Source organism: Rhizobium sp. S96 (assembly GCF_030382195.1).
In the GTDB taxonomy this organism is placed as follows: Bacteria; Pseudomonadota; Alphaproteobacteria; order Rhizobiales; family Rhizobiaceae; genus Rhizobium.
In genome coordinates this window covers 212002-237893 of record NZ_JAUDRY010000004.1, presented here as the reverse complement: position 1 = coordinate 237893, position 25892 = coordinate 212002, and the positions used below count along the sequence as shown (strand labels likewise).

Annotated in this window: 27 protein-coding genes; 10 read left to right on the top strand and 17 right to left on the bottom strand. The window is 60.6% G+C overall.

The genetic code is table 11. The features are described from left to right. Positions 1–22: 22 nt before the first annotated feature. From QTL94_RS05990 to QTL94_RS05980, 3 genes are all read right to left on the bottom strand, one after another. Positions 23–1906, bottom strand: a complete 1884-nt coding sequence (locus QTL94_RS05990) for an ABC-F family ATP-binding cassette domain-containing protein (protein ID WP_065690285.1) — start codon at positions 1904–1906, stop codon at positions 23–25. Between the two features lie 43 nt (positions 1907–1949). Further along, complete coding sequence (locus QTL94_RS05985) at positions 1950–2999, bottom strand: GGDEF domain-containing protein (protein WP_289800897.1); 1050 nt, start codon at positions 2997–2999, stop codon at positions 1950–1952. A gap of 140 nt (positions 3000–3139) precedes the next feature. Continuing rightward, on the bottom strand, positions 3140–3655 hold the full coding sequence (locus QTL94_RS05980) for a DinB family protein (RefSeq protein WP_289800896.1): 516 nt from the start codon (positions 3653–3655) through the stop codon (positions 3140–3142). Between the two features lie 205 nt (positions 3656–3860). On the opposite strand from QTL94_RS05980, the gene ndk reads away from it, so the two are divergent. Then, positions 3861–4283 (top strand): nucleoside-diphosphate kinase, encoded by a 423-nt coding sequence (ndk, locus tag QTL94_RS05975; RefSeq protein WP_016553456.1) that lies wholly within the window; start codon positions 3861–3863, stop codon positions 4281–4283. Between the two features lie 71 nt (positions 4284–4354). Here the strand turns inward: ndk and QTL94_RS05970 are convergent, their stop codons facing one another. Beyond that, positions 4355–4858, bottom strand: coding sequence for a hypothetical protein (locus tag QTL94_RS05970; RefSeq protein ID WP_289800895.1), 504 nt, complete (start codon positions 4856–4858; stop codon positions 4355–4357). Continuing rightward, the gene (locus tag QTL94_RS05965) at positions 4855–5406 is read right to left on the bottom strand and encodes a CGNR zinc finger domain-containing protein (RefSeq protein WP_289800894.1); all 552 of its coding nucleotides are present in this window, start codon (positions 5404–5406) and stop codon (positions 4855–4857) included. Before QTL94_RS05965 ends, QTL94_RS05970 begins: the two co-directional genes overlap by 4 nt. Positions 5407–5467: 61 nt before the next feature. On the opposite strand from QTL94_RS05965, the gene QTL94_RS05960 reads away from it, so the two are divergent. Next, positions 5468–6364 carry a branched-chain amino acid ABC transporter permease gene (locus QTL94_RS05960; protein ID WP_289800893.1) on the top strand — a complete coding sequence of 299 codons (897 nt, stop codon included), beginning with the start codon at positions 5468–5470 and terminating at the stop codon, positions 6362–6364. Here QTL94_RS05960 and QTL94_RS05955 read toward each other — a convergent pair whose 3' ends face one another. The 5 genes from QTL94_RS05955 to QTL94_RS05935 all read right to left on the bottom strand — a co-directional run bounded on the left by QTL94_RS05955 (position 6365) and on the right by QTL94_RS05935 (position 10588). Further along, positions 6365–6832, bottom strand: coding sequence for a molybdenum cofactor biosynthesis protein MoaE (locus QTL94_RS05955; protein ID WP_289800892.1), 468 nt, complete (start codon positions 6830–6832; stop codon positions 6365–6367). It abuts the gene before it with no gap. A 1-nt stretch (position 6833) separates the two neighbouring features. Next, complete coding sequence (moaD, locus tag QTL94_RS05950) at positions 6834–7088, bottom strand: molybdopterin converting factor subunit 1 (RefSeq protein ID WP_289800891.1); 255 nt, start codon at positions 7086–7088, stop codon at positions 6834–6836. Then, positions 7085–7675, bottom strand: coding sequence for a CDP-diacylglycerol--glycerol-3-phosphate 3-phosphatidyltransferase (gene pgsA, locus QTL94_RS05945; RefSeq protein WP_065690052.1), 591 nt, complete (start codon positions 7673–7675; stop codon positions 7085–7087). Before pgsA ends, moaD begins: the two co-directional genes overlap by 4 nt. Before the next feature lie 109 nt (positions 7676–7784). Next, a complete protein-coding gene (uvrC, locus tag QTL94_RS05940) occupies positions 7785–9824 on the bottom strand; it encodes an excinuclease ABC subunit UvrC (protein WP_289800890.1) in 2040 nt (679 codons plus the stop codon). Further along, on the bottom strand, positions 9821–10588 hold the full coding sequence (locus tag QTL94_RS05935; protein ID WP_289800889.1) for an SDR family oxidoreductase: 768 nt from the start codon (positions 10586–10588) through the stop codon (positions 9821–9823). The genes uvrC and QTL94_RS05935 overlap by 4 nt, the downstream gene beginning before the upstream one ends. Before the next feature lie 362 nt (positions 10589–10950). On the opposite strand from QTL94_RS05935, the gene QTL94_RS05930 reads away from it, so the two are divergent. Then, the gene (locus QTL94_RS05930) at positions 10951–11583 is read left to right on the top strand and encodes an outer membrane protein (protein ID WP_065690054.1); all 633 of its coding nucleotides are present in this window, start codon (positions 10951–10953) and stop codon (positions 11581–11583) included. Positions 11584–11647: 64 nt separating this feature from the next. Here QTL94_RS05930 and QTL94_RS05925 read toward each other — a convergent pair whose 3' ends face one another. Continuing rightward, complete coding sequence (locus QTL94_RS05925) at positions 11648–12496, bottom strand: oxidoreductase (RefSeq protein ID WP_289800888.1); 849 nt, start codon at positions 12494–12496, stop codon at positions 11648–11650. Positions 12497–12602: 106 nt separating this feature from the next. On the opposite strand from QTL94_RS05925, the gene QTL94_RS05920 reads away from it, so the two are divergent. Further along, the gene (locus tag QTL94_RS05920) at positions 12603–13508 is read left to right on the top strand and encodes a LysR family transcriptional regulator (RefSeq protein ID WP_289800887.1); all 906 of its coding nucleotides are present in this window, start codon (positions 12603–12605) and stop codon (positions 13506–13508) included. On the opposite strand, the gene QTL94_RS05915 is transcribed toward QTL94_RS05920, so the two are convergent. Together QTL94_RS05915 and QTL94_RS05910 are read right to left on the bottom strand one after the other, a co-directional pair. Continuing rightward, positions 13499–14095: a glutathione S-transferase gene (locus QTL94_RS05915; protein ID WP_289800886.1), complete on the bottom strand. Its 597-nt coding sequence runs from the start codon at positions 14093–14095 to the stop codon at positions 13499–13501. The two genes, QTL94_RS05920 and QTL94_RS05915, sit on opposite strands and share 10 nt — an antisense overlap. 62 nt (positions 14096–14157) lie before the next feature. Beyond that, positions 14158–15030 (bottom strand): 23S rRNA (adenine(2030)-N(6))-methyltransferase RlmJ, encoded by an 873-nt coding sequence (locus tag QTL94_RS05910; protein WP_289800885.1) that lies wholly within the window; start codon positions 15028–15030, stop codon positions 14158–14160. A gap of 82 nt (positions 15031–15112) precedes the next feature. Between QTL94_RS05910 and QTL94_RS05905 the strand changes: the two genes are divergently transcribed. The 3 genes from QTL94_RS05905 (at position 15113) to QTL94_RS05895 (ending at position 19087) form a co-directional block, all read left to right on the top strand. Further along, positions 15113–17251: a molybdopterin-containing oxidoreductase family protein gene (locus QTL94_RS05905; protein WP_289800884.1), complete on the top strand. Its 2139-nt coding sequence runs from the start codon at positions 15113–15115 to the stop codon at positions 17249–17251. Beyond that, complete coding sequence (locus QTL94_RS05900) at positions 17248–17847, top strand: NUDIX domain-containing protein (protein ID WP_289800883.1); 600 nt, start codon at positions 17248–17250, stop codon at positions 17845–17847. Before QTL94_RS05905 ends, QTL94_RS05900 begins: the two co-directional genes overlap by 4 nt. 76 nt (positions 17848–17923) lie before the next feature. Next, positions 17924–19087: an alpha-D-ribose 1-methylphosphonate 5-triphosphate diphosphatase gene (locus tag QTL94_RS05895; RefSeq protein WP_289800882.1), complete on the top strand. Its 1164-nt coding sequence runs from the start codon at positions 17924–17926 to the stop codon at positions 19085–19087. Between the two features lie 128 nt (positions 19088–19215). Here QTL94_RS05895 and QTL94_RS05890 read toward each other — a convergent pair whose 3' ends face one another. The 4 genes from QTL94_RS05890 to purM form a co-directional block, all read right to left on the bottom strand. Next, on the bottom strand, positions 19216–19527 hold the full coding sequence (locus tag QTL94_RS05890) for a type II toxin-antitoxin system VapC family toxin (protein WP_289800881.1): 312 nt from the start codon (positions 19525–19527) through the stop codon (positions 19216–19218). After that, positions 19503–19739: a type II toxin-antitoxin system Phd/YefM family antitoxin gene (locus QTL94_RS05885; RefSeq protein ID WP_289800880.1), complete on the bottom strand. Its 237-nt coding sequence runs from the start codon at positions 19737–19739 to the stop codon at positions 19503–19505. Before QTL94_RS05885 ends, QTL94_RS05890 begins: the two co-directional genes overlap by 25 nt. Before the next feature lie 71 nt (positions 19740–19810). Continuing rightward, on the bottom strand, positions 19811–20470 hold the full coding sequence (gene purN, locus QTL94_RS05880) for a phosphoribosylglycinamide formyltransferase (protein WP_289800879.1): 660 nt from the start codon (positions 20468–20470) through the stop codon (positions 19811–19813). Continuing rightward, positions 20467–21540, bottom strand: coding sequence for a phosphoribosylformylglycinamidine cyclo-ligase (purM, locus tag QTL94_RS05875; RefSeq protein WP_289800878.1), 1074 nt, complete (start codon positions 21538–21540; stop codon positions 20467–20469). The genes purN and purM overlap by 4 nt, the downstream gene beginning before the upstream one ends. Before the next feature lie 241 nt (positions 21541–21781). Between purM and QTL94_RS05870 the strand changes: the two genes are divergently transcribed. The 3 genes from QTL94_RS05870 (at position 21782) to QTL94_RS05860 (ending at position 25883) form a co-directional block, all read left to right on the top strand. Then, positions 21782–22903 (top strand): AI-2E family transporter, encoded by a 1122-nt coding sequence (locus QTL94_RS05870; protein WP_289800877.1) that lies wholly within the window; start codon positions 21782–21784, stop codon positions 22901–22903. After that, a complete protein-coding gene (hdaA, locus tag QTL94_RS05865) occupies positions 22900–23613 on the top strand; it encodes a DnaA regulatory inactivator HdaA (protein ID WP_289800876.1) in 714 nt (237 codons plus the stop codon). Before QTL94_RS05870 ends, hdaA begins: the two co-directional genes overlap by 4 nt. Positions 23614–23678: 65 nt before the next feature. After that, positions 23679–25883 carry an RNA degradosome polyphosphate kinase gene (locus QTL94_RS05860; RefSeq protein WP_289800875.1) on the top strand — a complete coding sequence of 735 codons (2205 nt, stop codon included), beginning with the start codon at positions 23679–23681 and terminating at the stop codon, positions 25881–25883. Positions 25884–25892 lie beyond the last annotated feature (9 nt).

Below are 25892 nucleotides of genomic sequence, written 5' to 3'. Positions count from 1 at the left end.
GATGCTCCATCAGGCGGTGTGACTATCCTGCCATAGCCTCTTCGTACTCGGACGACAGCTCCAGCCACTGTTCTTCTGCCGCGGCGAGCTTCGCGGCGGCTTCGCCACGCTGCTTTGCCTTTTCTGCGGCCTTTGCCGGCGCCTTTTCGTAAAGCACGGGGTCTGCAAGTTCCGCATCAAGTCCCTGAATCAGTTTCTCCAGCTTGCCCGTCAAGGATTCGATTTCGTTGATCTTTTTCTTGAGCGGCGCAAGCGAGGCGCGCCTGTCGGCATTCAGCTTGCGCTGATCGGCCTTCGAGGCGGCTTCTTCAACGATCTGTGGCTTCTCGTCCTTCTTCTTGCCGGAGGAGACCACGAGATCGCGATACTCATCCATGTCACCTTCGAAGGTCGTGACCGTGCCGTTGTTGACCAGCCAGAGTCGGTCGACCGTCGCCTCGATCAGATGTCGATCATGCGAGATCAGGATAACGGCGCCTTCATAGTCGTTCAGCGCTTCGATGAGCGCACGGCGGCTGTCGATATCGAGGTGGTTGGTCGGTTCGTCTAGAATGAGCAGGTTCGGCGCGTGAAACGCCGCGAGACCCATGAGGAGGCGTGCCTTCTCGCCGCCCGACAGATCCTTGGCGGCCGTCGACATCTTTTCCGTTGCAAGCCCCATCTGGGCAACGCGGGCGCGAACCTTGGCCTCCGGCGCCTCCGGCATCAGGCGGCGAACATGTTCCACCGGCGACTCGGCGGGGATGAGGTCGTCGAGCTGATGCTGGGCGAAAAAGCCGATCTTCAGGCTGGGCGCGAGCTTCACCTCTCCAGCCTCTGCCTCGAGACGACCGGAGATGAACTTGGCGAAGGTAGACTTGCCGTTACCGTTAGAGCCGAGCAAGGCGATGCGATCGTCGTTGTCGATGCGCAGATTGAGGTTCTTCAGGATCGGCTTGCCCGGCTCATAGCCTACCGCACCGCCGCTGATGGCGACGATCGGGGAGGCGGGCTGCTTCTCCGGCTCTGGAAAGGTAATGGGCTGCACGTGATCCTCGATCACCGAGGCTACGGTCCCCATGCGCTCCAGCGCCTTGACGCGGCTTTGTGCCTGTCGTGCCTTGGAAGCCTTGGCCTTGAAGCGGTCGATGAAGCTCTGGAGATGCTTGCGTGCCGCTTCGTTCTTGGCTTTCGCCTTGGTCTGCAATTCGTCCGCTTCGGCCTTCTGCCGTTCGAACTGATCGTAGCCGCCGCGGTAGAAGGTCAGCTTCTTCTGGTCGAGATGGACGATTGAATTGACGGCGTTGTTCAGCAGGTCGCGATCGTGGCTGATGATGATGACGGTATGCGGGTAGCGCCGCACGTAGTCTTCGAGCCAGAGCGTACCTTCAAGGTCGAGATAGTTGGTCGGTTCGTCGAGCAGCAGCAGATCAGGCTCGGTGAAGAGCACGGATGCGAGTGCAACACGCATCCTCCAGCCGCCGGAAAAAGACGAAGCCGGCCGCGCCTGCGCTTCCTGATTGAAGCCAAGGCCGGACAGAATGCTTGCCGCGCGCGCTTCCGCCGAATGCGCGTCGATATCGACGAGACGCATCTGGATTTCGGCAATCCGGTGCGGATCGGTCGCCGTCTCCGCTTCCTTGACGAGAGCGCTCCGCTCCTTGTCGGCGGCAAGAACGATTTCGATCAGGGAATCCTCCGTTCCCGGCGCTTCCTGGGCGACCTGGCCGATCCTGGCGTTCTTCGGGATGGAGATCGAACCCGTCTCCGCCCCAAGGTCGCCGGTTATGATGCGAAACAGGGTCGACTTGCCGGCGCCGTTGCGCCCCACGAGCCCGGCCTTCGTGCCGGCGGGCAGTGAGACGCTGGCGTGGTCCAGAAGCAGACGGCCGGCAATACGGGCGGAAACATCGGTAATCGTGATCATGCCCGGCGTTTTGGCCGAAAGCATCGATCAGTGCAAGAGCCTGTCAGCGCCCGAATGCCTGCACAGGTTGGCGTCGATTGGATTGCGCCGCGTGCAAGGCAATGCGCGCATTCGCCTGCAGTTGCGACGCGGTTGTTGCGTCCGCGCTCAGGGCGATGCCGAGAGAGATTGTCAGCTTGGTGGCAGCGACAGTATCGGTTGCCGCAAAGACGATGTTGTCCTCGACCGAGGAGCGCAGTCGCTCGGCGATCGCCATCGCTTCCTGCATGCCCACATTGGTGAACAGGAACGTGAATTCGTCGCCGTCGGTGCGCGCGACGAAGTCGTGTTTCTTGATCGACTTGCGGAAGAGATCCGCAAGCTTCTTCAGCAGCCGGCTTCCCGCCTGGGTACCATAGCGGGCGTTCAACGCCTTGAAGTCGTCGATATCGACCATGATGAGCGCATTGCCTGCTGCGCCGTCGTCGCTTTCGTAGAGGTCGAGCATTGTCTTGTTCAGCGCGATGCGGTTTGGAAGGCCGGTGAGCTTGTCCGTTGCCGATGCGGATTGCGCCGCTGCGACCCCACGCTCAAGGGCTTCCAGCCGCTCGATGTCGCTTCGCAGTTTTACTTCTAGGCTCGTCTCGCCGTTGAGCAGTTCTCCGAGCGACGTCGACAGGAACTCCATCTCGCCCATGAAGGACGACAGGCTTTGGCTGGGGTTGTCGGAGATCGACCGCAGGACGGCTTCGGCCGCGCGCACGAAGGCGTGCTTCTGGCCAAGGCTCTCGGATAGGCGCTCGGCTGCATCCTGCAGGATCTTCCCGGTTTCCGCCTGCGAGGCGTTGCCGACGAGACCGCAATGACCGACAAGACGATACTTCAGGCCAAGCTCATCGAGCGCCTGTTGTCGTGGGCTTCCGCCCAGCGCCGCGATGTCCTGCGCCAGCGCGGCGTTCTGCCCGATGATGGCTTCGTAAAGGAGCTCGTAGTTGCGTGGGATGCCGGCGATCCCTAGCCTGGCGATGTGCTGGCCGATCCGCTGGATGTCCGTGATCGCAGCCGGACGTGCGGCCTCGCGCTGAACCTGTGCATTCGAAGCTGCGTTTCGCATAACTGCCCCTCGCTTTGTGGCTCGTCCGGCCTGGCTTGGTTCTGCTATGCCTCCCAGCATTTAAGATAGACTGAATTTGCCTCGTTTCGGGTCACATCCGCCGCGTCGATCCCGAAACGCGGTTAATGCGCCCTTGACGATCAACTCTCGAGCCACTGCTTGCCGTCCGCGCGCAGGTAGTAGACCAGGTCCAGGACGAGGCTGGGCTTGCCCAATGCCGTCAGTGTCGTGTGGCATTGCCCGCGATGATGCGTCTGGTGATTGAAGAAGTGGGAAACGGCTGCCCACAGCGGCTGAGTGATCTCGATCGGCTGCGTTATCGGCGTGTAGGTAAAGGTCCCCGCGAGCGTGGTCTCGTCCAGACCGTTTACCCAATCGATGATACGCTGATCCTCGACCTGTCGCGCTCGGCGTAGCGACGCTAAATCGTCATGCAACAGGGAATTGAGCTTGACCGGCGCGTCTCCGTGCCCGGTGAAGCGCTTCATCCAGATGCGGTCGGCCGTAAGGAGGTGGTTCAGCGTGCCGGCCAGCGACCCGAAGAAAGCGCCGCGGTCGTCATGAAACTCCGCTTCCGTCAATTCCGATGCAGCATCGTAGACGAGAGCATTGGCCCAGCGGTTATAATCGGCAAACATCCTGTATTGCTTCAGCATTTTGGCCTCCATTCATTCTTCTTCGCAGTATAGCAGGGGTATGTCGCCTCTTTGGCGGTGATGATCTCATGAAATTGCGTGATGGTCGGTCGACGCGACCTCATGCTCTATGACGGCATCGTGAAATTACCGGTCCCCCCTTGTTTTCAGGCAATCGGACGGGTAAACACCGCCCACTTTTCCCCGATAACTGAGGATTATTACAATGGCGATTGAACGCACCTTCTCGATGATCAAGCCGGACGCAACGAAGCGCAACCTGACGGGCGCTATCACCAAGATGCTCGAAGATGCCGGCCTGCGCGTCGTCGCCTCCAAGCGCGTCTGGATGAGCAAGCGCGAAGCAGAAGGCTTCTACGCTGTTCACAAGGAACGCCCCTTCTTCGGCGAACTGGTTGAAGGCATGACCTCTGGCCCGACCATCGTTCAGGTTCTGGAAGGCGAAGGCGCCATCCTGAAGAACCGCGAAATCATGGGCGCGACCAACCCGGCAAACGCTGACGAAGGCACGATCCGCAAGGTTCACGCTCTGTCGATCGGCGAAAACTCGGTTCACGGCTCAGACGCTCCTGAGACGGCTGCCCAGGAAATCAAGTACTGGTTCTCCGACACCGAAATCGTCGGCTGATTCAAGAGTTCAGCAAATCCGCTGAACGCATTGAAGTGACTCATGAAGCCGGGGCATCGCCCCGGCTTTTTCTATGTCGAAGGGCAGGTGTCGGCGCTATCGTAGTCCACCGTGCCGTCCGGTTTGAAGACCTCGGGGTTCTTCGTGTAGAACGGCCCGATTACAAGCGGCTTGCCCGGCATGACCGATTGATCGAGGCTGGAAATAACCTCCGTCTTCAAGCTTTGAAGCGTCTTTCCGCTTGTGTCGACCAACCGCACATTGACTGCGTAGGGCTTGTCTTTCTTGACGCAGTGCACTGCCGGGCTCTGCAGCGTGATCTTGTCCCAGAAGGGATAGATCTTCTCGTTGGTAACGAGGGGCGCGCCACCCGCGGGGTTCTCGAATTCGGCGATCGCTACCGTGCCCTCGGGGATTGCCATCTTCTTGTTGAGCGTCACGACATAGGTCGCGACGGCCACGCGATAGTTGAAGACGAAGACGCGGCCCGTCAGTTCAACCAGATTGTCGCCTTCGCGCTGGCATCCGGCAAGCAGGGTCGCGGCCGCGAGCACGGCTATCGATAGCGCTTTCATGGCGCTTCCTCCTCTTTTCTGCGGCGGTAATGGCGGTTCGCCTTGGCGCGGTTGCCGCAGACGGCCATGTCGCACCAGGCGCGGCTCTTGTTCTTGCTGCGGTCGAGGAACAACCAGCCGCAGTTTCGGCAGATCTTCATCCTTTCGGGTTCGGGCATCGCGACCAGGCGGAGCGCGGATTGCGCCGTTGCCTTTTCGAGAGCCTCGGATCCCGGTCCGCCGCGAAGGATCAGCGCGATCGCCTCGAGAAGCTGGGCAAGAAGCGTATCGTCGCTACCGGTCGATACGCGCTTGCGGAAATAGCGATCCGTTGCCTCGCGCAGCGCCAGGAAATTCCTCCGGCTCTCCGGCGTCACAGGGGCGATGTCCCCGAACAGCGTGCGCTCTGCGCAGAATTCGGCAGCCGCTTCGGGAAACGCCTCCAATTGCTCCGGAACGGCAAAACGATCCACTCGCCGCTCGTCATCGTGCCTGAGAATGACGCTGTTGGCGACATCCAGGGCCAAGGCTCCACCTGAGAAGCGATGTGCGGTCCACGAAAAGCTCATCTCAAAAATATAACTGGTAAAACGTAGTTTGCCAGTTATTATTTCGAACTGGGAGTGATCGATGGCCTACCTGCTGCAGCAATTGGCAAATGCGATACCATTGGCCGCGCTCTACGCCGCGCTTGCCTTCGGCTATGCGGTCGCCTTCGGCGTCACGAAGCGGGCCGACATCACCTATGGCGCGATTTTCGCATTCTCCGGCCAGATTTTGCTGCTGTTCACCGACTTCGGCTACAACCGGCTGTGGCTTATTCTGCCGGCAGCCTTGGCGCTCGGTGTGGCTGCCTCGCTGCTCTACTCGATGGGGGCGGGGGTATGGATCGGTCGGTCGATTATGATGCCGCTGGTTCGCCAATCATCGAATACCGTGATCGTCGCGGCCTTGGGAATTACGATCGTCCTGATGGAGACAGCCCGGCTGGCATTGGATACCCGCAGCCTCTGGCTTTCGCCTTTTCTGAATGACCGTGTCGTCTTCTGGCGCAGCGGCGGCTTCGAGGTGGTGCTGACCGAGATCCAGCTCGCCAACACGATCCTCATGTGCGCCTTCGTGGCGATCGGCGCTCTCATTTTGAAGCGAACATCCTGGGGGCGCGTGTGGCGGGCGGTGACCGACGATCCGCTGGCGGCGGAGCTATGCGGCACCAGCGCCGACAAGGTCTTTCTGCTCGCCTATGCCGCTGCCGTACTGGTCGCAAGCCTTTGCGGCATTCTCTCTACCGCCTATTACGGCACCATGGATTTCGGCGCCGGATTGATGTTCGGCTTGAAGGTCTTGATGGTCGCCGCCGTGGGAGGCTATTCCGATCCGCTGAAATCAGCGGGAGGCGCCGCCGGTCTCGGTTTGATCGAAACCTTGTGGACGGCCTATGGACCGTTCATTTGGCGCGATCTGGTGGTCTTCACGCTGCTCGTGCTGTTGCTGGTGCTCAGCAGGCGCGAACGCGCCATCCCGTGACTATTTCCACTTGTCGTGCGCCTTGTCGTCCGCGCTTTTCGCGGTAACCCAGTCGCCAGTAGCGCCGTCCTTACCATGTTCCTTTTTCCAGAAGGGCGCGGATGTCTTCAGGAAATCCATGACGAAATTGGCGCCGTCGAAGGCAGCCTGACGATGGGGAGCTGCGGCAACCACAAGGACGATATTGGCGCCGGCCACGATCTTTCCATAGCGGTGGATGACCGTCAGTCCCAGAAGGTGGAAGCGCTCGATCGCAAGCCTGGCGATCCGGGTCATCTCCGCTTCCGCCATGCCGGGGTAGTGCTCAAGCTCAAGGGCCGCCAAGGTGCCGCCTTCATCCCGGCACAGCCCGGAGAATGTCACGATGGCGCCGACGCCGCGCGTGTCATGCGTGAGCCGGTCGACCTCGGTTTGGAGATCGAAGTCCCCGGGCTGGACCCGGATATGAGGCTCGACCACGCCGGTCATGTCAGCCCCCGGTCATTGGCGGGAAAATGCCGATCTCCCGCGCGTCGCCGATCGGCTCGTCATGTTCGACATGTTCCTGGTCGAGCGCCACACGGATCACGTCAGGAAACTGAAGCGCCGTCTCATATTCTTCGCCTAGCGTCTTCAAATGACTCAGAAGATCGGAAACGGTCACCACCGATGGGGGCAGGGCGATGTCTTCCTCGCCCTTGCCGATCCGCTCACGCACCCAGGCGAAATAGACGAGTTTTGTCATTCTTCGTCATCCACGATGTGCTTCAGGCCGGCCCGGAAATAATCGTAGCCGGTGTAAATGGTCAGGATTGCCGCAATCCAGAGGAGGCCGATGCCGGTCTTCGTCGTGAAGGGGAAGATCTCGTCGCCGGCGGGGCCTGCCAGCAAGAAGGCGATGGCGACCAGCTGCACCGTTGTCTTCCACTTGGCAATGCGGGTCACCGGTACGCTGACCTTCAGCGCTGCGAGATATTCGCGTAGGCCCGATACCAGGATTTCGCGGCAGAGAATGGTGATCGCCGCCCAGATCGACCAGCCGGCAATGGTTTGGTCCGCAGCCACGAGCAGAAGAATCGAGGCGACGAGCAGCTTGTCGGCGATCGGGTCGAGCATCCGGCCGATATTCGACGTCTGGTTCCAGATGCGGGCAAGGTAGCCGTCGAGGAAGTCCGTGATCGACGCAATGACGAAGATCCACAGCGCAACCCATCGCGCGGTGTTGCTGATCGCGAGCTTCCCTTCGAGGAAGAAACACAGGACGATCAACGGTACCGCGAGGATACGGCCGTAGGTCAACAAATTGGGGATGCTATATGCGCGCGATGCCATGAACTGTTCTCTGAATTGATGCGCCGGTAGATGACGGCTTTGACTGCAAAGCGTCAACATTCTTTCTGTTTTTTTGCTTCCATTGCGTGGAATTTGCGACCGACGCCACCTATTTCGCGGCGTCGTCGTGAAAATGATTGTAAACCTGCTTGGCGACGGTTTCCGAAATCCCCTCGACAGCCATCAGATCCGATAGCGCTGCCCGCGAAACGGCCTTCGCCGTTCCGAAATGCTGGAGCAGCGCACGTTTGCGTGAAGGCCCGATGCCGCCGATCTCGTCGAGCGGGTTTTTCACCATCTCCTTCTTGCGCCGCGCGCGATGCGAGCCGATGGCGAAACGGTGCGCTTCGTCACGCATGCGCTGGGTAAAATAGAGAACCGGATCGCGCGGCGGCAAGGTGAAGCTTTCGCCGGCCGGCAGGAAGAACCGCTCACGCCCGGCATCGCGATCGACACCCTTGGCAACGCCGATGGCGATGACGCTGTCGGTAATCCCGAGCTCTTCGAGGATAGCCCGAACGGCCGTCATCTGTCCCTGGCCGCCGTCGATCAGGATTACGTCGGGCCAAGCCGGGAAGGGCATATCCGCTGCATCGGCGGTCGAGACTGGCTGGCTGCGATCGGGAATGCCTTCTTCCTTGATCAGTCGGGTGAACCGCCGCGTCATCACTTCCCGCATCATCCCGAAGTCGTCGCCGGGCGTGATGTCGGTCGATTTGATATTGAACTTGCGGTACTGGTTCTTCACGAAGCCTTCCGGCCCCGCGACCACCATGCCGCCGACGGCATTGGTACCCATGATATGGGAGTTATCGTAGATCTCGACGCGCTGCGGCACGTATGGAAGCTTGAAGGTGTCCTTGAACCCTTCCAGCAGCCGGGACTGCGAGGCAGTTTCCGCTAGCTTGCGCCCATGCGCCTCGCGCGCATTGCCGACGACATGATCGACCAGATCGCGCTTCTCGCCGCGCTGCGGTACCAGGATCGAAACCTTGTGTCCGGCCTTCTCGGCAAGTGCGGCCGACAGCAGCTCCATCTCATCGACCGTCTCGGAGAGCAGGATCTGCTTCGGCACCGGCTTGTCGTCATAGAACTGTGCGAGGAAGGCGCTCAGCACCTCGGCGCCGGTGAGCTGCGGATCGGCTTTCGGAAAATAAGCCCGGTTGCCCCAGTTCTGTCCGGTCCGGAAGAAGAACACCTGAATGCAGGAAATTCCGCCTTCGTGGTGGATCGCGAAGACGTCGGCCTCCTCGACCCCGGCAGGGTTGATGCCCTGATGGCTGGAGACATGCGACAGCGAGGCGAGGCGGTCGCGATAAACGGCCGCCTGCTCGAAATCCAGATCCTCGGCCGCCTGGTTCATCGCCTCGGCCATATGCTCCTTCACCTTCTGGCTCTTGCCGGAAAGGAAGTCCTTGGCCTCCTGCACCAGTTCGCCATATCCCGCATCGCTGATTTCATGCGTGCAGGGCGCCGAACAGCGCTTGATCTGGTAGAGCAGGCAGGGCCTCGTGCGCGTCTCGAAGACACTGTCGGTACAGGTGCGGATCAAAAAGGCGCGCTGCAGGGAGTTGATGGTGCGGCCGACCGCACCGGCGGATGCAAACGGGCCGAAATAGTCGCCCTTGCGGGCGCGAGCGCCGCGATGCTTGAGGATAGCAGGGGCGCGGTGGTCGCCTGATATCAGGATATAGGGAAACGACTTGTCGTCGCGCAGCAGCACGTTAAAGCGCGGTCGCAAGCGCTTGATCAGATTCGCTTCCAGGAGGAGCGCCTCGATCTCGGTCCTTGTCGTCACGAACTCCATATGTGCCGTCTGCCGCACCATCTGCGCGATGCGGTTGGAGTGGACACGACCCATCGCATAGTTGCTGACGCGCTTCTTCAGGCTGCGCGCCTTGCCGACATAAAGGACATCGCCGGCCTCGTTGAACATGCGGTAGACGCCCGGGCTGTTCGGTAGTCGCTTGACGAATTCGGCGATCAGATCCGCGCCGACGAGGCCGGTCTCATTGGTCCCGCCTTCGTTCCAGTCGATCGCAGCGGCAAGCGGCGCAGCGGAGGCTTCGCTCTCCACTTCGATATCGTCGTCGGCCTCGTCATTTTCGTCGTAAAGAACGCCGCCGTCCGGCAGCTTCCTTGAGTTCATTCCGTAATCTCCGCCACATCGGGCGTCTGCCATGCAAGGTGCTGGCCGCCATCGAGGGCAATCATTTGGCCGGTGATCGAGGGCGTATCGTAGAGGAAGCGGATCGTCCGTCCGAACTCGCCGAATCCCGGCCCCGCCTTCATGATAAGGCCGGCGACCTGCGCCTGGAAGTCCTCTTCGCTCTGTCGCGCGCTGCGAACAGTCGGGCCGGGGCCGAGCGCGTTGACACGAATTCGCGGCGCGAAGCTCTGCGCCATGGTCTGTGTCGCTGTCCACAGCGCGGCCTTGGACAAGGTATAGGAATAGAAGCCGGGATTGAGTGCCCACACCCGCTGGTCAATCACATTGACGATCAGCCCGGCATCGCTGGCCGGCAATTGCTCGGCAAAGGCTGCAGCCAGGATGGACGGCGCCCGAACATGCAGCGCGAAATGCTCCTCCCATGCCGTCGCATCGAAATGATGCGCCGAATCATTGTGGAACGCCGACGCATTATTGACCAGTAAATCGATCGGCCCGAGTGCCTCGGAAGCCCGTTTCAGGAGGTCGTTCGTCGCTTGCGCATCCATTAAATTTGCCTGCAGCGAAATTGCCCGAAATCCCTTTTGCCGCAATTCCGCCGCGAAATTTTCGGCCGCCTCGATCGAGCGGTTCGCATGGATGGCGACGGCAAAGCCGTTTGCTGCAAGATCTTCGACTATCGCCCGGCCTATTCTTTTGGCCGCGCCGGTCACCAATGCGGTTCGAAGTCTTTTGTCGTTCAAAATCATGCCTCTTCGTCGCGCGAGTCTGTGCGCTGCTTATATAGGCGTGTGTGTAGACCTTATAAATAGGGGTTTCGATTGCCCGCAAGGCTTGGATGTTGTATGTATTATTTAAGAAAATAATTCGATAAAATAAGTATTCATGACTTAACCATTCATTATGGTTAACAAATATTCTGTTGCGGTAAAGCAACATCGAATTTCAGCCACCCAGGCGCCACAATCAAATCACATTTTGGCTCTTTCAAATCCTCATTTGGGCATCAATTTCCCTCTCGATCCGAAAGGGACATGCGTAATTGCTCGCGAATGCTTCGCTGTAAGACAGTTGACGAAGGACGCGGGTTTGAAAGGAGACGAGTATGCGTACTTTTATTGCTAGCCTGTTGGTTTCGACCGTTGCCCTCGGTGGCTTCTCCGCTGCTTATGCAGCAGACGCCGTCGACCAGATCCCGGAAGCTCCGGTTGCACAGAATGAGCCGGCTCCGGCTGCAACCTGGCAGGGCTTCTATCTCGGCGGCGCCGGCACCTACAACATGGGCAGCTTCACCGACAAGTACAACGCTCGTGCGATTGGTGGCCAGATCTACAGCGGCTACAACTGGCAGCAGGGTCAGATCGTATACGGCGTTGAAGGCGACATCGGCTATTCCGGTGCTGACGGCGCTGCACATGGCGGTACGGCCAAGAACGAAGTCAACGGCTCGATCCGTGGCCGTATCGGTTACGACCTGAACCCGTTCCTGCTGTACGGCACTGCCGGTCTTGCTGCGACCAAGAACAAGTTCAGCAACGGCAACGGTTCGGACACCGATACCGCGCTCGGCTACACGGTCGGCGCCGGTGCTGAAACCTTCGTGACCAACAACATCACGGCTCGTGTTGAATACCGTTACACCGACTACCAGCACAATGACTTCGACATCGGCGGCTCGAACATCTCGCGCGGCTATGACGAACACAGCGTCAAGGTCGGTATCGGCATGAAGTTCTAAGCCGAACATCGAATGCGAAAAAAAGCCGGGCCAAGTGCCCGGCTTTTTTGTTGCTCACGCGCGATCAGGCGGCGTTGCTCTCGCGCGGAAAGTCGGTCGATAGAGCGAGCTCGCGCCATGCCTTGAGTTCCTCGGCAACATCGGAATTCTTCTTTTCGATCGCGGCAACCGTATCGCTGCCGAACGGCATGCGCAGTGGCGGATTGTCGGAGTGTGCCAAGGTGATCATTGCCTTGGCAAAGCGGGCAGGGTCACCGGGTTGCTGGTGATTGTGGCCTGCAGCGAATTCGCGCATCGCGCCCACCGGTGTCTCCTGGTAGTCGGCAATTGAACTCGGGCTTACCGCAAGCGAACTCTCGTCAAGGAAATCGGTGCGGAAAAAGCCGGGCTCGACAACCGTTGCCTTGATGCCCAGCGGTGCGACTTCTGCGGCCAGCGCTTCTGTCAGGCCCTCCACGGCGAACTTGGTCGAGCAATAGATGCCCCAGCCGGCATGTGAGACATAGCCGCCAATCGAAGAGATGTTGATGACGTGACCCGAACGCTGGCGGCGCATATGCGGCAGCACGGCGCGGGTGACGTTCAGCAGTCCGAAGACATTGGTTTGATAGAGCCTTTCGATCTCGCTCATTGTTGCCTCCTCGACAGCACCCAACAGACCGAAGCCGGCGTTGTTGAGGAGGATATCGATACGGCCGAACCGCTTGACGGCCTGTTCGGCAGCCTTGTGCGCCGAGGTTTCGTCGGTGACATCCAGGGATACGGTGAGGAGATTTGGGTGATTGCCAAACTTCTCCTGCAGACCCTGAGGATTGCGCGCCGTCGCTACGACGGCATCTCCGGCGTTGAGAGCTTCCTGAGTGATGAGGGCGCCGAAACCTCTCGATGCACCAGTGATGAACCAGACACGCATGACCTTTTCCTTTCGGTTGTGATTTACTGACACGACCAAGGTAGCGTATGGATATTGGTGAGAGAATTTGCCTTCTTCTCCATGGGCTGCTGAGAAATATTCATCAATGCGACGTGTACGCTCGACCGATCTCGCCATCTTCCTGGCGATAGCCACTCACCGCAGTTTCCGAAAAGCGGCGGTCGAACTCGGTGTGACGGCATCGGCCTTGAGTCACGCTTTAAGGGCGATCGAAGAGAGGCTTGAGGTTCGTCTGGTCAACCGCACCACCCGCGGTGTTGCGCTGACGGAGGCAGGCGAGAGACTGTTCGACCGGATACGGCCTGCCTTCCTCGATATCGACGCGGCGCTCGATGATCTCGACACGTTTCGTGGCCAGCCCTATGGAAAGTTGCGGATCAACGCGGCCCGCGCAGCCACAAGGCTCGTGCTGTTGCCGATCGTCTCGCGCTTCCTGAAAGCCTATCCCTCGGTTGAGGTCGAAATCGTTATCGACGACGCCCTTGTCGACATGGTCTCGTCCGGGTTCGATGCCGGGATACGCTTTGGCGAGAGCATTGCTGCCGACACGATCGCGGTACCGATCGGCCCGCGCCACCGTTTCGCGGTGGTTGGCGCTCCCGGCTATTTCGACGGCAGGAATAAGCCGGTCACGCCGCACGATCTCAAGGACCATGCCTGCATCCGCTATCGGTTCGCCGGCGGTGCCTTCTATCGGTGGGAGTTCGAACGTGGCGGCGTCGAGTTGGAGATTGACGTTCAGGGGCCGCTGACACTGGGCGATCAGGATATTATCTTCGACGCCGCCGTTCAGGGGAGTGGATTGGGCTATCTCTTCGAAGATCAGGTGCGCACCGCGATCGATGACGGCAGGCTGGTCAGGGTGCTGGAGGACTGGTGCCCGTTCTACCCCGGCTTCTTCCTGTATTATCCAAGCCGCCGGCAACTACCGACGGCGCTGCGCGCCTTCATCGATTTCGTCAAGGCAGACAGGGAGCAAACTCAGCCCTGAGGCTTCAGCTCCGGGTAGGCCGAAAACTTCTTTTCGAAGTCGCGTGCCCAGCCGATGAGCTCGGAATGTTCGGCTTCCCACTGGCCCTTGAAGCGCAGCTCGAGATAGCCGAGTGTCGCGGCCAGCGCGAAGTGACCGCCATGCAGCTTCTTGCCGATCTTCGGGAGATGAACGCTGAGGTGGCTGAGGCCGCTGATGGCCTTCTTCCACTGGCGGTCGATCCACGGCTGATGCACCTTTTCCTCGTCACGGAAACGGCGCTCGTAGACGATGGCGAGCAGGCAGTCGCAGATGCCGTCGCACAGTGCTTCGAGGATCTCGGCTTCCAGGCGCTTTCCGTTCTTCGCGGGATAGAGCTTCTTGCCCTTGAGACGGCCGAAATAATGCATGATGGCCACGCTGTCGTAGATCGAAACGCCGTCATCGGTGAGCAGGGTCGGAATTTTGCCAAGCGGGTTGTTGTCGACGAGGATCGCCGGCCCGGCATTGGTGTCGACGCGGATTTCGGTCGCGTCGAGTTCGAGATAACGCGCGGCCATGCGCACCTTGCTGGAATAGGGCGAGGTTGGTGCACACAGGATCTTCATAGTCGTTCTCTCTCAAAAATGCTTGCAATGTGCCAAGACTATTTCGCGCCGGAAAGAGTCGGTCAATCCTCTTTCACGGCCTTGTTCTCGCCGCGCAGCCAGAACGCCCGGTGCGAGGCATAACGGTCCTGCGCCATATGATCCTTCAGCGCCGGCAGCAACTGGTGCAACTCGTCCTTTAGCGTGTAGGGCGGGTTGACGATGATGAGCCCCGAGCCGGTCAGTCCGGTATTCATTCCACGGTCGCTGCGCACGGTGAGCTCGGCGCAAAGTGTCTTCGGAATATCGAGCGCCTGCAGCGCCTCGTGGAATTCCTTGATCGGCGCGCCCTTCTTGATCGGATACCAGAGGCAGTAGGTGCCTCCCGGAAAGCGACGATGCGCCTTGGCGAGGCCATCGACCAGCCGCTCATACTCGCCATCTTCCTCGAAGGGCGGATCAACAAGCACGATGCCGCGCTTCTCCTTCGGCGGCAGATGCGCGCCGAGCGACAGCCAGCCGTCGAGCTCGGTGATGCGGGCATGATGGTCGCCCTCGAACAGGCGATGCAGCCGCTGGTAGTCCTCGGGATGAAGCTCCATCGCCGACAGCCGGTCCTGCGGCCGGAAGAGCATGCGCGACAGCTTCGGCGAGCCGGGATAGTAGCGCATGCCGCCGTCAGGATTGAGCTCGCGGATCGCCGTCAGATAGGGCTCGAGCAATTCCGCCACCTGCGGCGAAAGCTCGGCCTCCATGATCTTGCCGATCCCGTCGCGCCATTCGCCTGTCTTCTGCGCCTCTTCCGAGGAGAGATCGTAGAGCCCGATGCCGGCATGCGTATCGAGCACGCGGAAGCCTGCATCTTTCTTCTGCATGTAGCGGACGAGGCGCGCGAGAACCGCGTGTTTCAGGACATCGGCAAAGTTGCCCGCATGGTAGATGTGGCGGTAGTTCATTTTCGCTGATGCCTACATGAATTTGCGTGAGGGGCGTCGTTTCCGGCTTTTGGCCGGTTTCGGGTTGGAATATAGAAACTCCATGAACATTGCGACCCCCATCGAAGCCAAATCCCCGAAGTCTGCCGTCCGGATCGGCCACACCGCCTGTCCGCACGACTGTCCCTCCACCTGCGCGCTGGAGGTGGAGGTCACAGACGATGGCAGGATCGGTCGCGTGCGCGGGGCGAACGACCACAGCTACACCTCGGGCGTCATCTGCGCCAAGGTCGCCCGATATGCCGAGCGCCTCTATCATCCCGACCGCCTGATGCACCCGCTGCGCCGCAAGGGCGCCAAGGGGGCAGGGCAGTGGCAGCAGATCTCTTGGGATGCCGCGCTGGATGAAATCGCGGAAGCCTTCGTCAAGGCCGAAGCCAGGGATGGCAGCGAGGCTATCTGGCCCTATTTCTATGCCGGCACCATGGGCTGGGTGCAGCGTGACAGCATCGACCGCCTGCGCCACGCCAAACGCTACTCCGGCTTCTTCTCGTCGATCTGCACTAACCCGGCCTGGACCGGCTTCACCATGGCGACCGGGGTCCTGAGAGGCCCGGATCCGCGCGAAATGGCGCGCACCGATTGCGTCGTTATCTGGGGCACCAACGCGGTCGCCACGCAGGTCAACGTCATGACTCACGCGATCAAGGCGCGCAAGGAACGCGGCGCCAAGATCGTCGTCATCGATATCTATGACAGCCCGACGATGAAGCAGGCCGACCTAGCGCTGATCCTCAAGCCGGGCACCGATGCAGCGCTTGCCTGCGCCGCCATGCACATCGCCTTCCGCGACGGCTATGCCGACCGCGCCTACATGGCGAAATACGCCGATGATCCCGCCGGCCTCGAAGCGCATCTGAAGACGAAGACGCCGGAATGGGCCGCCGCCATCACCGGGCTTTCGGTCGATGAGATCGAAGCTTTCGGCAAGCTCGTCGGCACGACGAAGAAGACCTTCTTCCGCTTAGGCTACGGCTTCACCCGCCAGCGCAACGGCGCGGTCGCCATGCACGCGGCGGCCTCGGTCGCCACTGTTCTCGGCTCCTGGCAATATGAGGGCGGCGGCGCCTTCCATTCGAACAGCGACATCTTCCGCATGAACAACGCGGAACTGACCGGCAAGTCGATGAAGGATGCCGACATCCGCATGATCGACCAGTCGCAGATCGGCCGCGCCTTGACCGGCGACCCTGTGGCCCTGCGCCATCGCGGCCCCGTCACCGCCATGCTGATCCAGAACACCAACCCGGTGAACATCGCGCCCGAGCAGCGGCTGGTGAAGCGCGGCTTCGCCCGCGACGACCTCTTCGTCGCCGTCCACGAGCAGTTCATGACTGATACCGCCGAGATGGCCGATATCGTCATCCCCGCCACCATGTTCGTCGAGCATGACGATATCTACCGCGCCGGCGGCCAGAACCATATCTTGCTCGGCCCCAAGCTGGTCGAACCGCCGGAAACGGTGCGCACCAATCTCTTCGTCATCGAGGAACTCGCCAAGCGCCTCGGCGTGGCCGATCGCCCGGGTTTCGGCTTCACGGCGCGCGAGATGATCGACCGCGTTCTCCAATCGAGCGAACTCCCCGGCTACGATCATTTCCTCGAGCACAAGTGGTTCGATCGCCAGCCGGAGTTCGACGACGCCCATTTCATCAACGGCTTCGCCCATCCCGACGGACGCTTCCACTTCCGCCCCGACTGGCGCAACCAGCCAGCGCCGAACCGCCCGCCGGAGGCAGTCGGCCTCCTCGGCCCCTATCCGGAACTGCCCCAGTTCCCGGATCAGGTCGACGTCATCGAAGTGGCCGATGCCGAACACCCGTTCCGCCTCGCGACGTCTCCCGCCCGCAACTTCCTGAACTCGAGCTTCGCCGAGACCAAGACCTCGCGGCAGAAAGAGGGGCGGCCGGAGCTGATGATCAATCCCTCCGATGCGGAAGCTCAAGACATCGCCCACGGCGATCTCGTGCAGGTCGGCAACGCCAGAGGCGAAGTCCGCCTGCACGCCAAGCTGACGACTGAGGTCAAGCCCGGCGTGCTGATCGCCGAGGGTCTCTGGCCGAACAAGGCGCATGTGGATGGCGAGGGCATCAACGTTCTGACCGGCGCAGACCCCGTCGCGCCGTATGGTGGCGCTGCCGTCCACGACAACAAGGTTTGGCTTCGCAAGGATGCCGCATGACGAAGTTCGAAAACGCAAAGGCTGAGATCGTCGAGGATAAGACGCTCTCGGATGGTTGGACGCGGCTCAGCAACTACGAGATTGACTACACGGATTCGGAAGGCGAGACCCATCGCCTGCATCGCGAGGTCTACCACCGCACGCCGGCGGCAACGATCCTGCTTCACGATCCCAAACGCGACACCGTGGTACTGGTCCGGCAGTTTCGTCTTCCGGTCCAGCTTCATGGCGAGCCCGCCTGGATCCTCGAAACGCCAGCGGGCCTGCTCGATGGCGAGGAGCCCGAAGCGGCCATTAGACGCGAGGCGATGGAGGAAACCGGTTTCCGTGTCCGCGACATCAGTTTTCTCTTCAAGGCCTACAGTTCACCGGGCTCCAGCACCGAAGTCGTCCACTTCTTCGCGGCCTCGATCGACACGGACGATCGCGTCTCGAATGGTGGTGGACTGGCGGAAGAACATGAGGACATCGAAGTCGTCGAAGTCCCTCTCGATCAAGCGCTGGCGATGATCGGGACCGGTCAGATCGTGGATTTCAAGACGATTATTCTGCTGCAATGGGCGGCGTTGAACAGAGGTGCCCTGAATAAGCCTTGAGGGGTTCATTCGGCTGTCATGAATCGGGACTATCCGCTCCGGCTTGTCATAATTCCCACCTGCAAGGAGAAAGCCGATGTGGCTCAGCAATTTCACGATCGTTCTGCCAGATGAGGTCGTGAACAACGGCTCGGTGCGCATCGAGGATGGCGTCATTGCCGAGATCCGGCCGGAGACCGTTGCCAATGCTGCGATTGATGGCGAAGGCCGTCTGTTGATGCCCGGCTTCGTCGATCTGCACGGTGACATGATCGAGCGCGAGATTGCACCGCGCCCCAACGCGATGATGCCGATCGATTTCGGCATTCACGAGCTGGACAAGAAGCTCGCCGCGCATGGCGTGACGACGGCCTATGCCGCTGTGTCCTTCGCGACGGAAAGTGTCTATGGCCACGTGCGTTCGCTGGAGACGACCTGCGCCGTCATCGAGGGTGTCAGCCGCCTGAAGGACAGCCTGCTGATCGATCACCGCGTTCACGCCCGCTACGAGATCACCAATATCGGCGCCGCGCCGGCGCTTGAGAAGCTGCTGGATGCCGGTCATGTCGATATGGTGTCGCTGACCGACCATACGCCGGGGCAGGGCCAGTACAATAACATCCAGAGCTATATTCTGAGCATTGCCGAGCGCCGTGCAATCTCCGAGGAAATGGCGGCAGAGATGGTCGCCAAGCGCATCGCCATGCGCAACAATCCCGAGATCGAGACCACGCTCCGTCATATCGTCGACCTGTCGCTGCGCCATAAGCTGTCGCTTGCCTCGCATGACGATGACAGCGCCGAGAAGGTCGCCGAAATGCATGATATGGGCGTCACCATCAGCGAATTCCCGGTGACGCTGCCGGCCGCAGAGGAAGCGCGCCGCCGTGGCCTGTGGACACTGATGGGTGCGCCGAATGCGCTTCGCGGCCAGTCCATGTCCGGCAACCTGAGTGCACTCGATGCGGCCCGCGCCGGTCTGCTGTCGGTCATCGCGGCCGACTATCATCCGGCCGCCTTCGTGCCCGGCATCTTCAAGATCGCCGCCGAAACCGACCTTCCGACTGCGGTAGCCATGGCGACGAAGAATGCTGCCCGTTCGGCCGGCTTGCTCGATCGCGGCGAGATTGCTGTCGGCCAGCGCGCCGATCTGGTCGTTGTCGAACCCGGCGAAGTCCACCGCATCCGCGCCACCTTCCGCGCTGGCCGCTTCGTCTACAGCGACGGCACGTTGCACCAGCCACGGTCGCTGGCGGCGTAAAGGTTGATCCGATCAAACGAGCAGCGGCACGTTTTCGCGTGCCGCTGCTTCGATCAGTTGCTTGTCCAGAGTGGCGGGCGGCAGTTTCGTTTGAATTGCTAACGCTAGGTAAGCTGCGTCGTAAGCGGTCAACTGATGCCGTTCCGCCACGCCAAGAATCGTGTCGTCGCTCGATGATCGCTGTGTGAAGATGCTAGTCCACGCAAGACTTTCACACCTTCACGAGCCTTGTCGAAGTCGATCCGATTGCGCCTTCTCGCCATCATCAACACATTGCGCACTTCGTGCCACAATAAGTCGGGAGCAATCGCGTCGGCGGTTTGCAGATAGGCGAATGCGGCAGCCGCGATCGACGAGCTTTCGTCTGGCAGAACCCAGCTGCACACGATAGATGAATCGACGACGAATTTGGCCGTCATCTCCAGCCCGTCGCCTTCCATTCCGCAATTTCTTCCTGTGTGATAGCAGGCATGGTTTTCCGGAAGGCGCGGACGGCCTCGATCGCCTGTCTGCGCTTCTCGTCATCCGCCGCGACGGGGGCCAGCCTCGCCACTGGCACGCCATCGCGCAGAATAACGACCTCCTCGCCTGCTTCGACCTTGGCGAGAAGTTCGGGAAGGCTCGCTTCATTGAGATTGACGGTTATCGTCATAGCGTTGCTCCGTGGGCCACGCACATGATGATCCGCATCATCTCGCCGGTCAATCTCCGGCCGGGCGCCGGTCAGGCGGAGATCACGGCACCGGTTGCGGTTGTAGCGGACGCATCGGCTGTTCTGACAGCCTTGCCACCTTCCATCCGCACCTTGCCCTCGGCAAACAGCCTGAGTGCCTGCGGATAGATCTGATGTTCGACGGTCAGAACGCGCGCTGCCAGCGTGTCAGCGGTATCGTCGGAGAGAACCGGCACGGCTGCCTGGCCGACAACAGGACCTTCATCCATGCCTTCGGTGACGAAATGCACGGTGCAGCCGGCGATCCGCATACCGGCGTCGATTGCGCGCTGATGCGTATGCAGGCCGGGAAACAGCGGCAGCAGGGAAGGGTGGATGTTGATCATCCGACCCTCGTAGCGTTGGATGAACGTGCCGCTCAGCAGTCGCATATAGCCTGCAAGGCAGAGAATATCCGGTGACAATTCGTCGAGTGCCGCGAAGATCGCCTCTTCGTGCGCTTCCTTGCTGGCGTAGTCCTTGCGCGCGAACGCGAAGGTCGCGATGCCCTCGGCAGCCGCCTTGGCCAGCCCGCCGGCATCGGCCTTGTCGGAGATGACGCCCACGATCTCGGCCGGATAATCTCCGGCCTTGGCGGCCGCGACCAGCGCCATCATGTTGGAGCCGCCGCCTGAGATGAAGACGACGGCGCGTTTGCGCGGAGACGTCATATGGCGAGCGTGCCCTTGTAAAGCGTTCCGCCGGCGCCTTCAGCGCGGGCGATCATCCGGCCGAGCTGCACGACGCTTTCGCCCTGGGCTTGCAGCGCCGAAATGACCGTGTCTGCATTCTCGGCCGAGACGACCGCGATCATGCCGATGCCGCAGTTGAAGGTGCGCAGCATCTCGTTGGCCTCGACGCCGCCGGTCTTGGACAACCAGGAGAATACGGCCGGAACCTTGACGGCAGCGAGGTCGATCTCGGCCGCGAGGTGCTTCGGCAGCACGCGCGGAATGTTCTCGGGGAAGCCACCGCCGGTGATGTGTGCCAGCGCCTTGATTGCACCGGTCTCGCGGATCACGCTCAAGAGTTGCTTTACGTAGATGCGGGTCGGCGTGAGCAGGGCTTCGCCAAGCGTCTTGCCGTCTGCAAACGGCGCCGGCTCGCTCCAATGGAGGCCGGAAATGCCGACGATCTTGCGCACCAGCGAGAAGCCGTTGGAATGAACGCCCGAGGAAGCGAGGCCCAGAATGACGTCGCCTTCAACGATGTCGCCCGATGGCAGCAGCTTGCCGCGCTCGGCAGCCCCCACGGCAAAGCCCGCCAGATCGTAATCGCCGGAGGAGTACATGCCCGGCATTTCGGCGGTCTCGCCGCCGATCAGCGCGCAGCCGGCGTCGCGGCAACCGGCTGCGATGCCCTCGACGATGGCAGCGCCTTGGTCCGGATCGAGCTTGCCGGTTGCGAAATAGTCGAGGAAGAACAGCGGTTCCGCACCCTGCACGACCAGATCGTTGACGCACATCGCGACGAGGTCGATGCCGACCGTGTCATGGTAGTCAGCGTCGATCGCGATCTTCAACTTGGTGCCGACGCCGTCGTTGGCAGCAACCAGAACCGGATCGGTGAAACCCGCTGCCTTGAGGTCGAAGAGGCCGCCGAAACCGCCGATCTCGCCATCGGCGCCGGGGCGGCGGGTCGAGCGCACAGCGGGCTTGATCTTTTCGACGAGAAGGTTGCCAGCGTCGATATCCACGCCTGCGTCGCTATAGGTCAGGCCGTTCTTTCCAGACTGGCTCATGCTGCTCTCCGATGGCTGTCTTCGAGGCGGGAAATATCCCCGCGTCACATGCGGTCGCAATTGCATGGCGGGGGCGTTTATGCAAGGGATTGCATGGAGAAAGCCCCAATTTCCCGCTATTTTGACCGAGGCATTCGGGATTTTAAGCGCCGGGGTTGACCATTCTCGCAGCTGCATCCTATGTGGCTCGAAGGCCGCACCGAGGTGTCGCGGCCAAGCGGCGGCCGATCAGAGGTATGTGATGCCACAGCAGGTTAGCGGGGCAGGTCTCAAGCGCCAGGTCATCTTCTGGTTGATCGTGCTCGCCTTTTTCGTTGCGTTTCTTTTTGTCTTCAGCTCGATCCTGCTGCCATTCTTGGCGGGCATGGCGCTCGCCTATTTCCTGGATCCGGTCGCCGATCGGCTTGAGCGCCTGGGTCTCAGCCGGTTGATGGCGACGATCGTCATCTTGATCTCCTTCGTGATCCTGATCGTCCTTGCGCTGATGATCCTCATTCCGATCCTTGCAAGCCAGTTCAGCGATTTTGCAGGCCGATTGCCCGGCTATATCGATCAGCTGCAGACGTTCATTACCAAGTCGCAGGACTCCGTACTGCCGGACTGGATCAAGAGCCAGCTCGGGACGATCAAGAACAATTTCTCGGAAATCCTGTCGCAGGGCTTCGGCCTGCTCACCGGGCTTTTCAGCCAGGTCTGGAGTTCCGGCCTTGCCGTCGTCAACGTGATTTCGCTGATGATCGTCACGCCGGTGGTTGCCTTCTACATGCTGCTGGATTGGGATCGCATGGTCGCGAATATCGACAAGTATATCCCCCGCGATTATGTCGACAACGTTCACCAGATCATGCGCGAGATCGATCAGGCAATTGCCGGTTTCATCCGCGGGCAAGGATCTTTGTGCCTCATCCTCGGCATCTGGTACGCGGTCGGCCTGTCGCTGGTCGGTCTCAATTTCGGCCTGTTGATCGGCCTCTTCGCGGGCATGATCAGCTTCATTCCCTATGTGGGGTCCATGGTTGGCCTGGTTCTGGCGGTCGGCGTGGCCATCGTCCAATTCTGGCCCGACTATATCTGGGTCGGTGCCGTGCTTGCCGTCTTCTTCAGCGGCCAGTTCATGGAAGGCAATATCCTGCAGCCGAAGCTCGTCGGTCATAGCGTTGGCCTGCACCCCGTGTGGCTGATGTTTGCGCTGTTTGCCTTCGGTGCTCTGTTCGGCTTCGTCGGTCTGCTGGTCGCGGTGCCCGCCGCCGCTGCCGTCGGCGTGCTTGTTCGTTTCGCGCTTTCGCGCTACCTTCAAAGCGATCTTTATGCTGGCGCGGCGAAGCCCGGCCAGATCAGGAAGACAAAAGCTGATCCCAAATGACTGACGTGAAAACCGCCGATTCAAGGCGCAAGGCTGTTGAGCAGCTTCCCCTGGCATTTTCGCATGATGCCGCGACCGGTCGCGACGATCTGCTGATCTCGGAGCGGCTGGCCGCCGCCGTGTCGATCGTTGATGCCTGGCCACAATGGCCGTCGCCGGTGGTCATTCTTGCCGGCCCCGTCGGTTCGGGGAAAACGCATCTGGCGAATATCTGGAAGGAGCACAGCGGCGCCGTCTCCATCCATCCGAAGGCGGGCGCGAATGCTGCCGTGGAGGCCGCCAGCACCCCAGTTTTGTTCGAAGATGTCGACCGTGTGGGCTTCGACGACACCGAACTCTTCCATGTCATCAACAGCGTGCGGGAAAACGGCAACAGCCTGCTGATGACGAGCCGCCTTTGGCCGATGTCATGGCCGGTGGAGCTGGCCGATCTGCGTTCTCGCCTGAAGGCAGCAACGGTCGTCGAGATCGGTGAGCCGGACGAAGAGCTCTTGTCCCAGGTGATCGTCAAGCTCTTCTCGGACCGGCAGCTTTATATAGATGACAAGCTTGTTCTCTACATTGTTGCCAGGATGGAACGGTCGCTGAACGCCGCGCAGACGATTGTCGAAAGGCTGGATCGCCTCGCGCTGTCGAGGGGTACCAAGATCACCCGGTCGCTGGCTGCCGAAGTGTTGAATGAATTGGGCAATTCCGACCCGGCTGATTGACTGTCACAGTTCCGTCGTGAAACTGATATAATTCGCTTGGCCGAACGAAACGGGGCAAAAATACCATGGACAGTGCAGTCGCGGAGCACCATGAACCTACACCGGAAGCCAAGGACAATGTGCCCCCGCTGGAACAGCTACTGTCGAGCCCGGAACGTTTCATCAACCGCGAATTCTCCTGGCTGCAGTTCAACCGCCGTGTTCTCGAAGAGACGCTGAACACCGAGCATCCCTTGCTCGAGCGCGTTCGCTTTCTGTCGATCTCGGCTGCCAACCTCGACGAATTCTTCATGGTGCGCGTGGCGGGCCTCGAAGGTCAGGTGCGCCAGAACATCGTGGTTCGCACGCCGGATGGCAAAACGCCGGCCGAGCAGCTGGATGCGATCTTGCAGGAGATCGACAACCTGCAGATGGAGCAACAGGCATCGCTCGCTGTTCTCCAGCAATATCTTGCCAAGGAAGACATTCTGATCGTTCGCCCGGGCGCGCTCAGCGAAGCTGATCGCAACTGGCTTGCGACCGAATTCGAGCAGGCGATCTTCCCTGTGCTGACGCCGTTGTCGATCGATCCGGCGCACCCTTTTCCCTTCATTCCGAATCTCGGCTTTTCGATCGGCTTGCAGCTCGTCAGCAAGAACGGTCGCGATCCGATGACGGCGCTGCTGCGCCTGCCGCCGGCGCTCGATCGTTTCGTGCGCCTGCCGGACGATGGCAGCACCATCCGCTACATCACGCTCGAAGATGTCGCCAACGTCTTCATCCATCGCCTTTACCCCGGCTACGAGGTGCAGGGCTCGGGTACGTTCCGCATCATCCGCGACAGCGATATCGAAGTCGAAGAAGAAGCGGAAGATCTGGTGCGCTTCTTCGAAACGGCGCTCAAGCGCCGCCGTCGTGGATCGGTGATCCGCATCGAGACCGATTCCGAAATGCCGGCATCGCTGCGCCAGTTCGTCGTCCAAGCGCTCAACGTCCCCGACAACCGCGTTGCGGTCTTGCCGGGGTTGCTGGCACTCAACACGCTTTCGGAAATCACCAAGGCGCCGCGCGACGACCTTCGATTTCCGCCCTACAACGCGCGATTTCCGGAACGCGTCCGCGAGCACGCCGGCGACTGCTTCGCCGCCATCCGCGAAAAGGACATGGTGGTTCACCATCCCTACGAGTCTTTCGACGTGGTTGTCCAGTTCCTTCTCCAGGCTGCGCGCGATCCTGACGTTCTGGCGATAAAGCAGACGCTTTACCGTACATCGAACGACAGCCCGATCGTTCGCGCGCTGATCGACGCCGCCGAATCCGGCAAGTCCGTCACCGCGCTGGTCGAATTGAAGGCCCGCTTCGACGAAGAAGCCAATATTCGCTGGGCACGCGACCTTGAACGCGCCGGCGTGCAGGTTGTCTTCGGCTTCATCGAATTGAAGACACATTCGAAGATGTCGCTCGTCGTTCGCCGCGAGGAAGGCAAGCTGCGCAGCTATTGCCACCTCGGCACCGGCAACTATCACCCGATCACGGCGAAGATCTATACCGACCTGTCGTTCTTCACCTGCAACCCCGTCATTGCCCATGACATGGCCAACATCTTCAATTTCATCACCGGCTACGGCGAGCCGGAAGAAAGCATGAAGCTGGCCGTCTCTCCGTACACGCTGCGCACGCGCATCCTTCGTCACATCGACGAAGAGATCAAGCACGCCAAGAATGGCGCGCCGGCGGCGATCTGGATGAAGATGAACTCGCTGGTCGATCCGGAGATCATCGACGCGCTCTATACGGCGAGCCGCGCCGGCGTCGAGATCGATCTGGTCATCCGCGGCATCTGCTGCCTGCGTCCGCAGGTGGCGGGCCTCTCGGAGAATATTCGCGTCAAGTCGATCGTCGGTCGCTTCCTCGAGCACAGCCGCATCTTCTGCTTTGGCAACGGCCACGGCCTGCCGTCCGACAAGGCGCTCGTCTATATCGGTTCGGCCGATATGATGCCGAGAAACCTCGATCGGCGCGTCGAAACGCTCGTTCCGCTGACAAATCCGACCGTTCACGAGCAGGTTTTGTCTCAGATCATGCTCGGTAACCTCATTGACAATCAGCAAAGCTACGAGATATTGGCCGACGGGACGTCCAGGCGCATGGAAGTGCGCAAGGGCGAGGAGCCGTTCAACGCGCAACAGTATTTCATGACGAACCCCAGCCTTTCCGGTCGTGGTGAAGCCTTGAAATCCAGTGCGCCGAAGCTGATCGCCGGCCTGCTTTCCGGCCGGACAAAAAGATAAAACTGGACC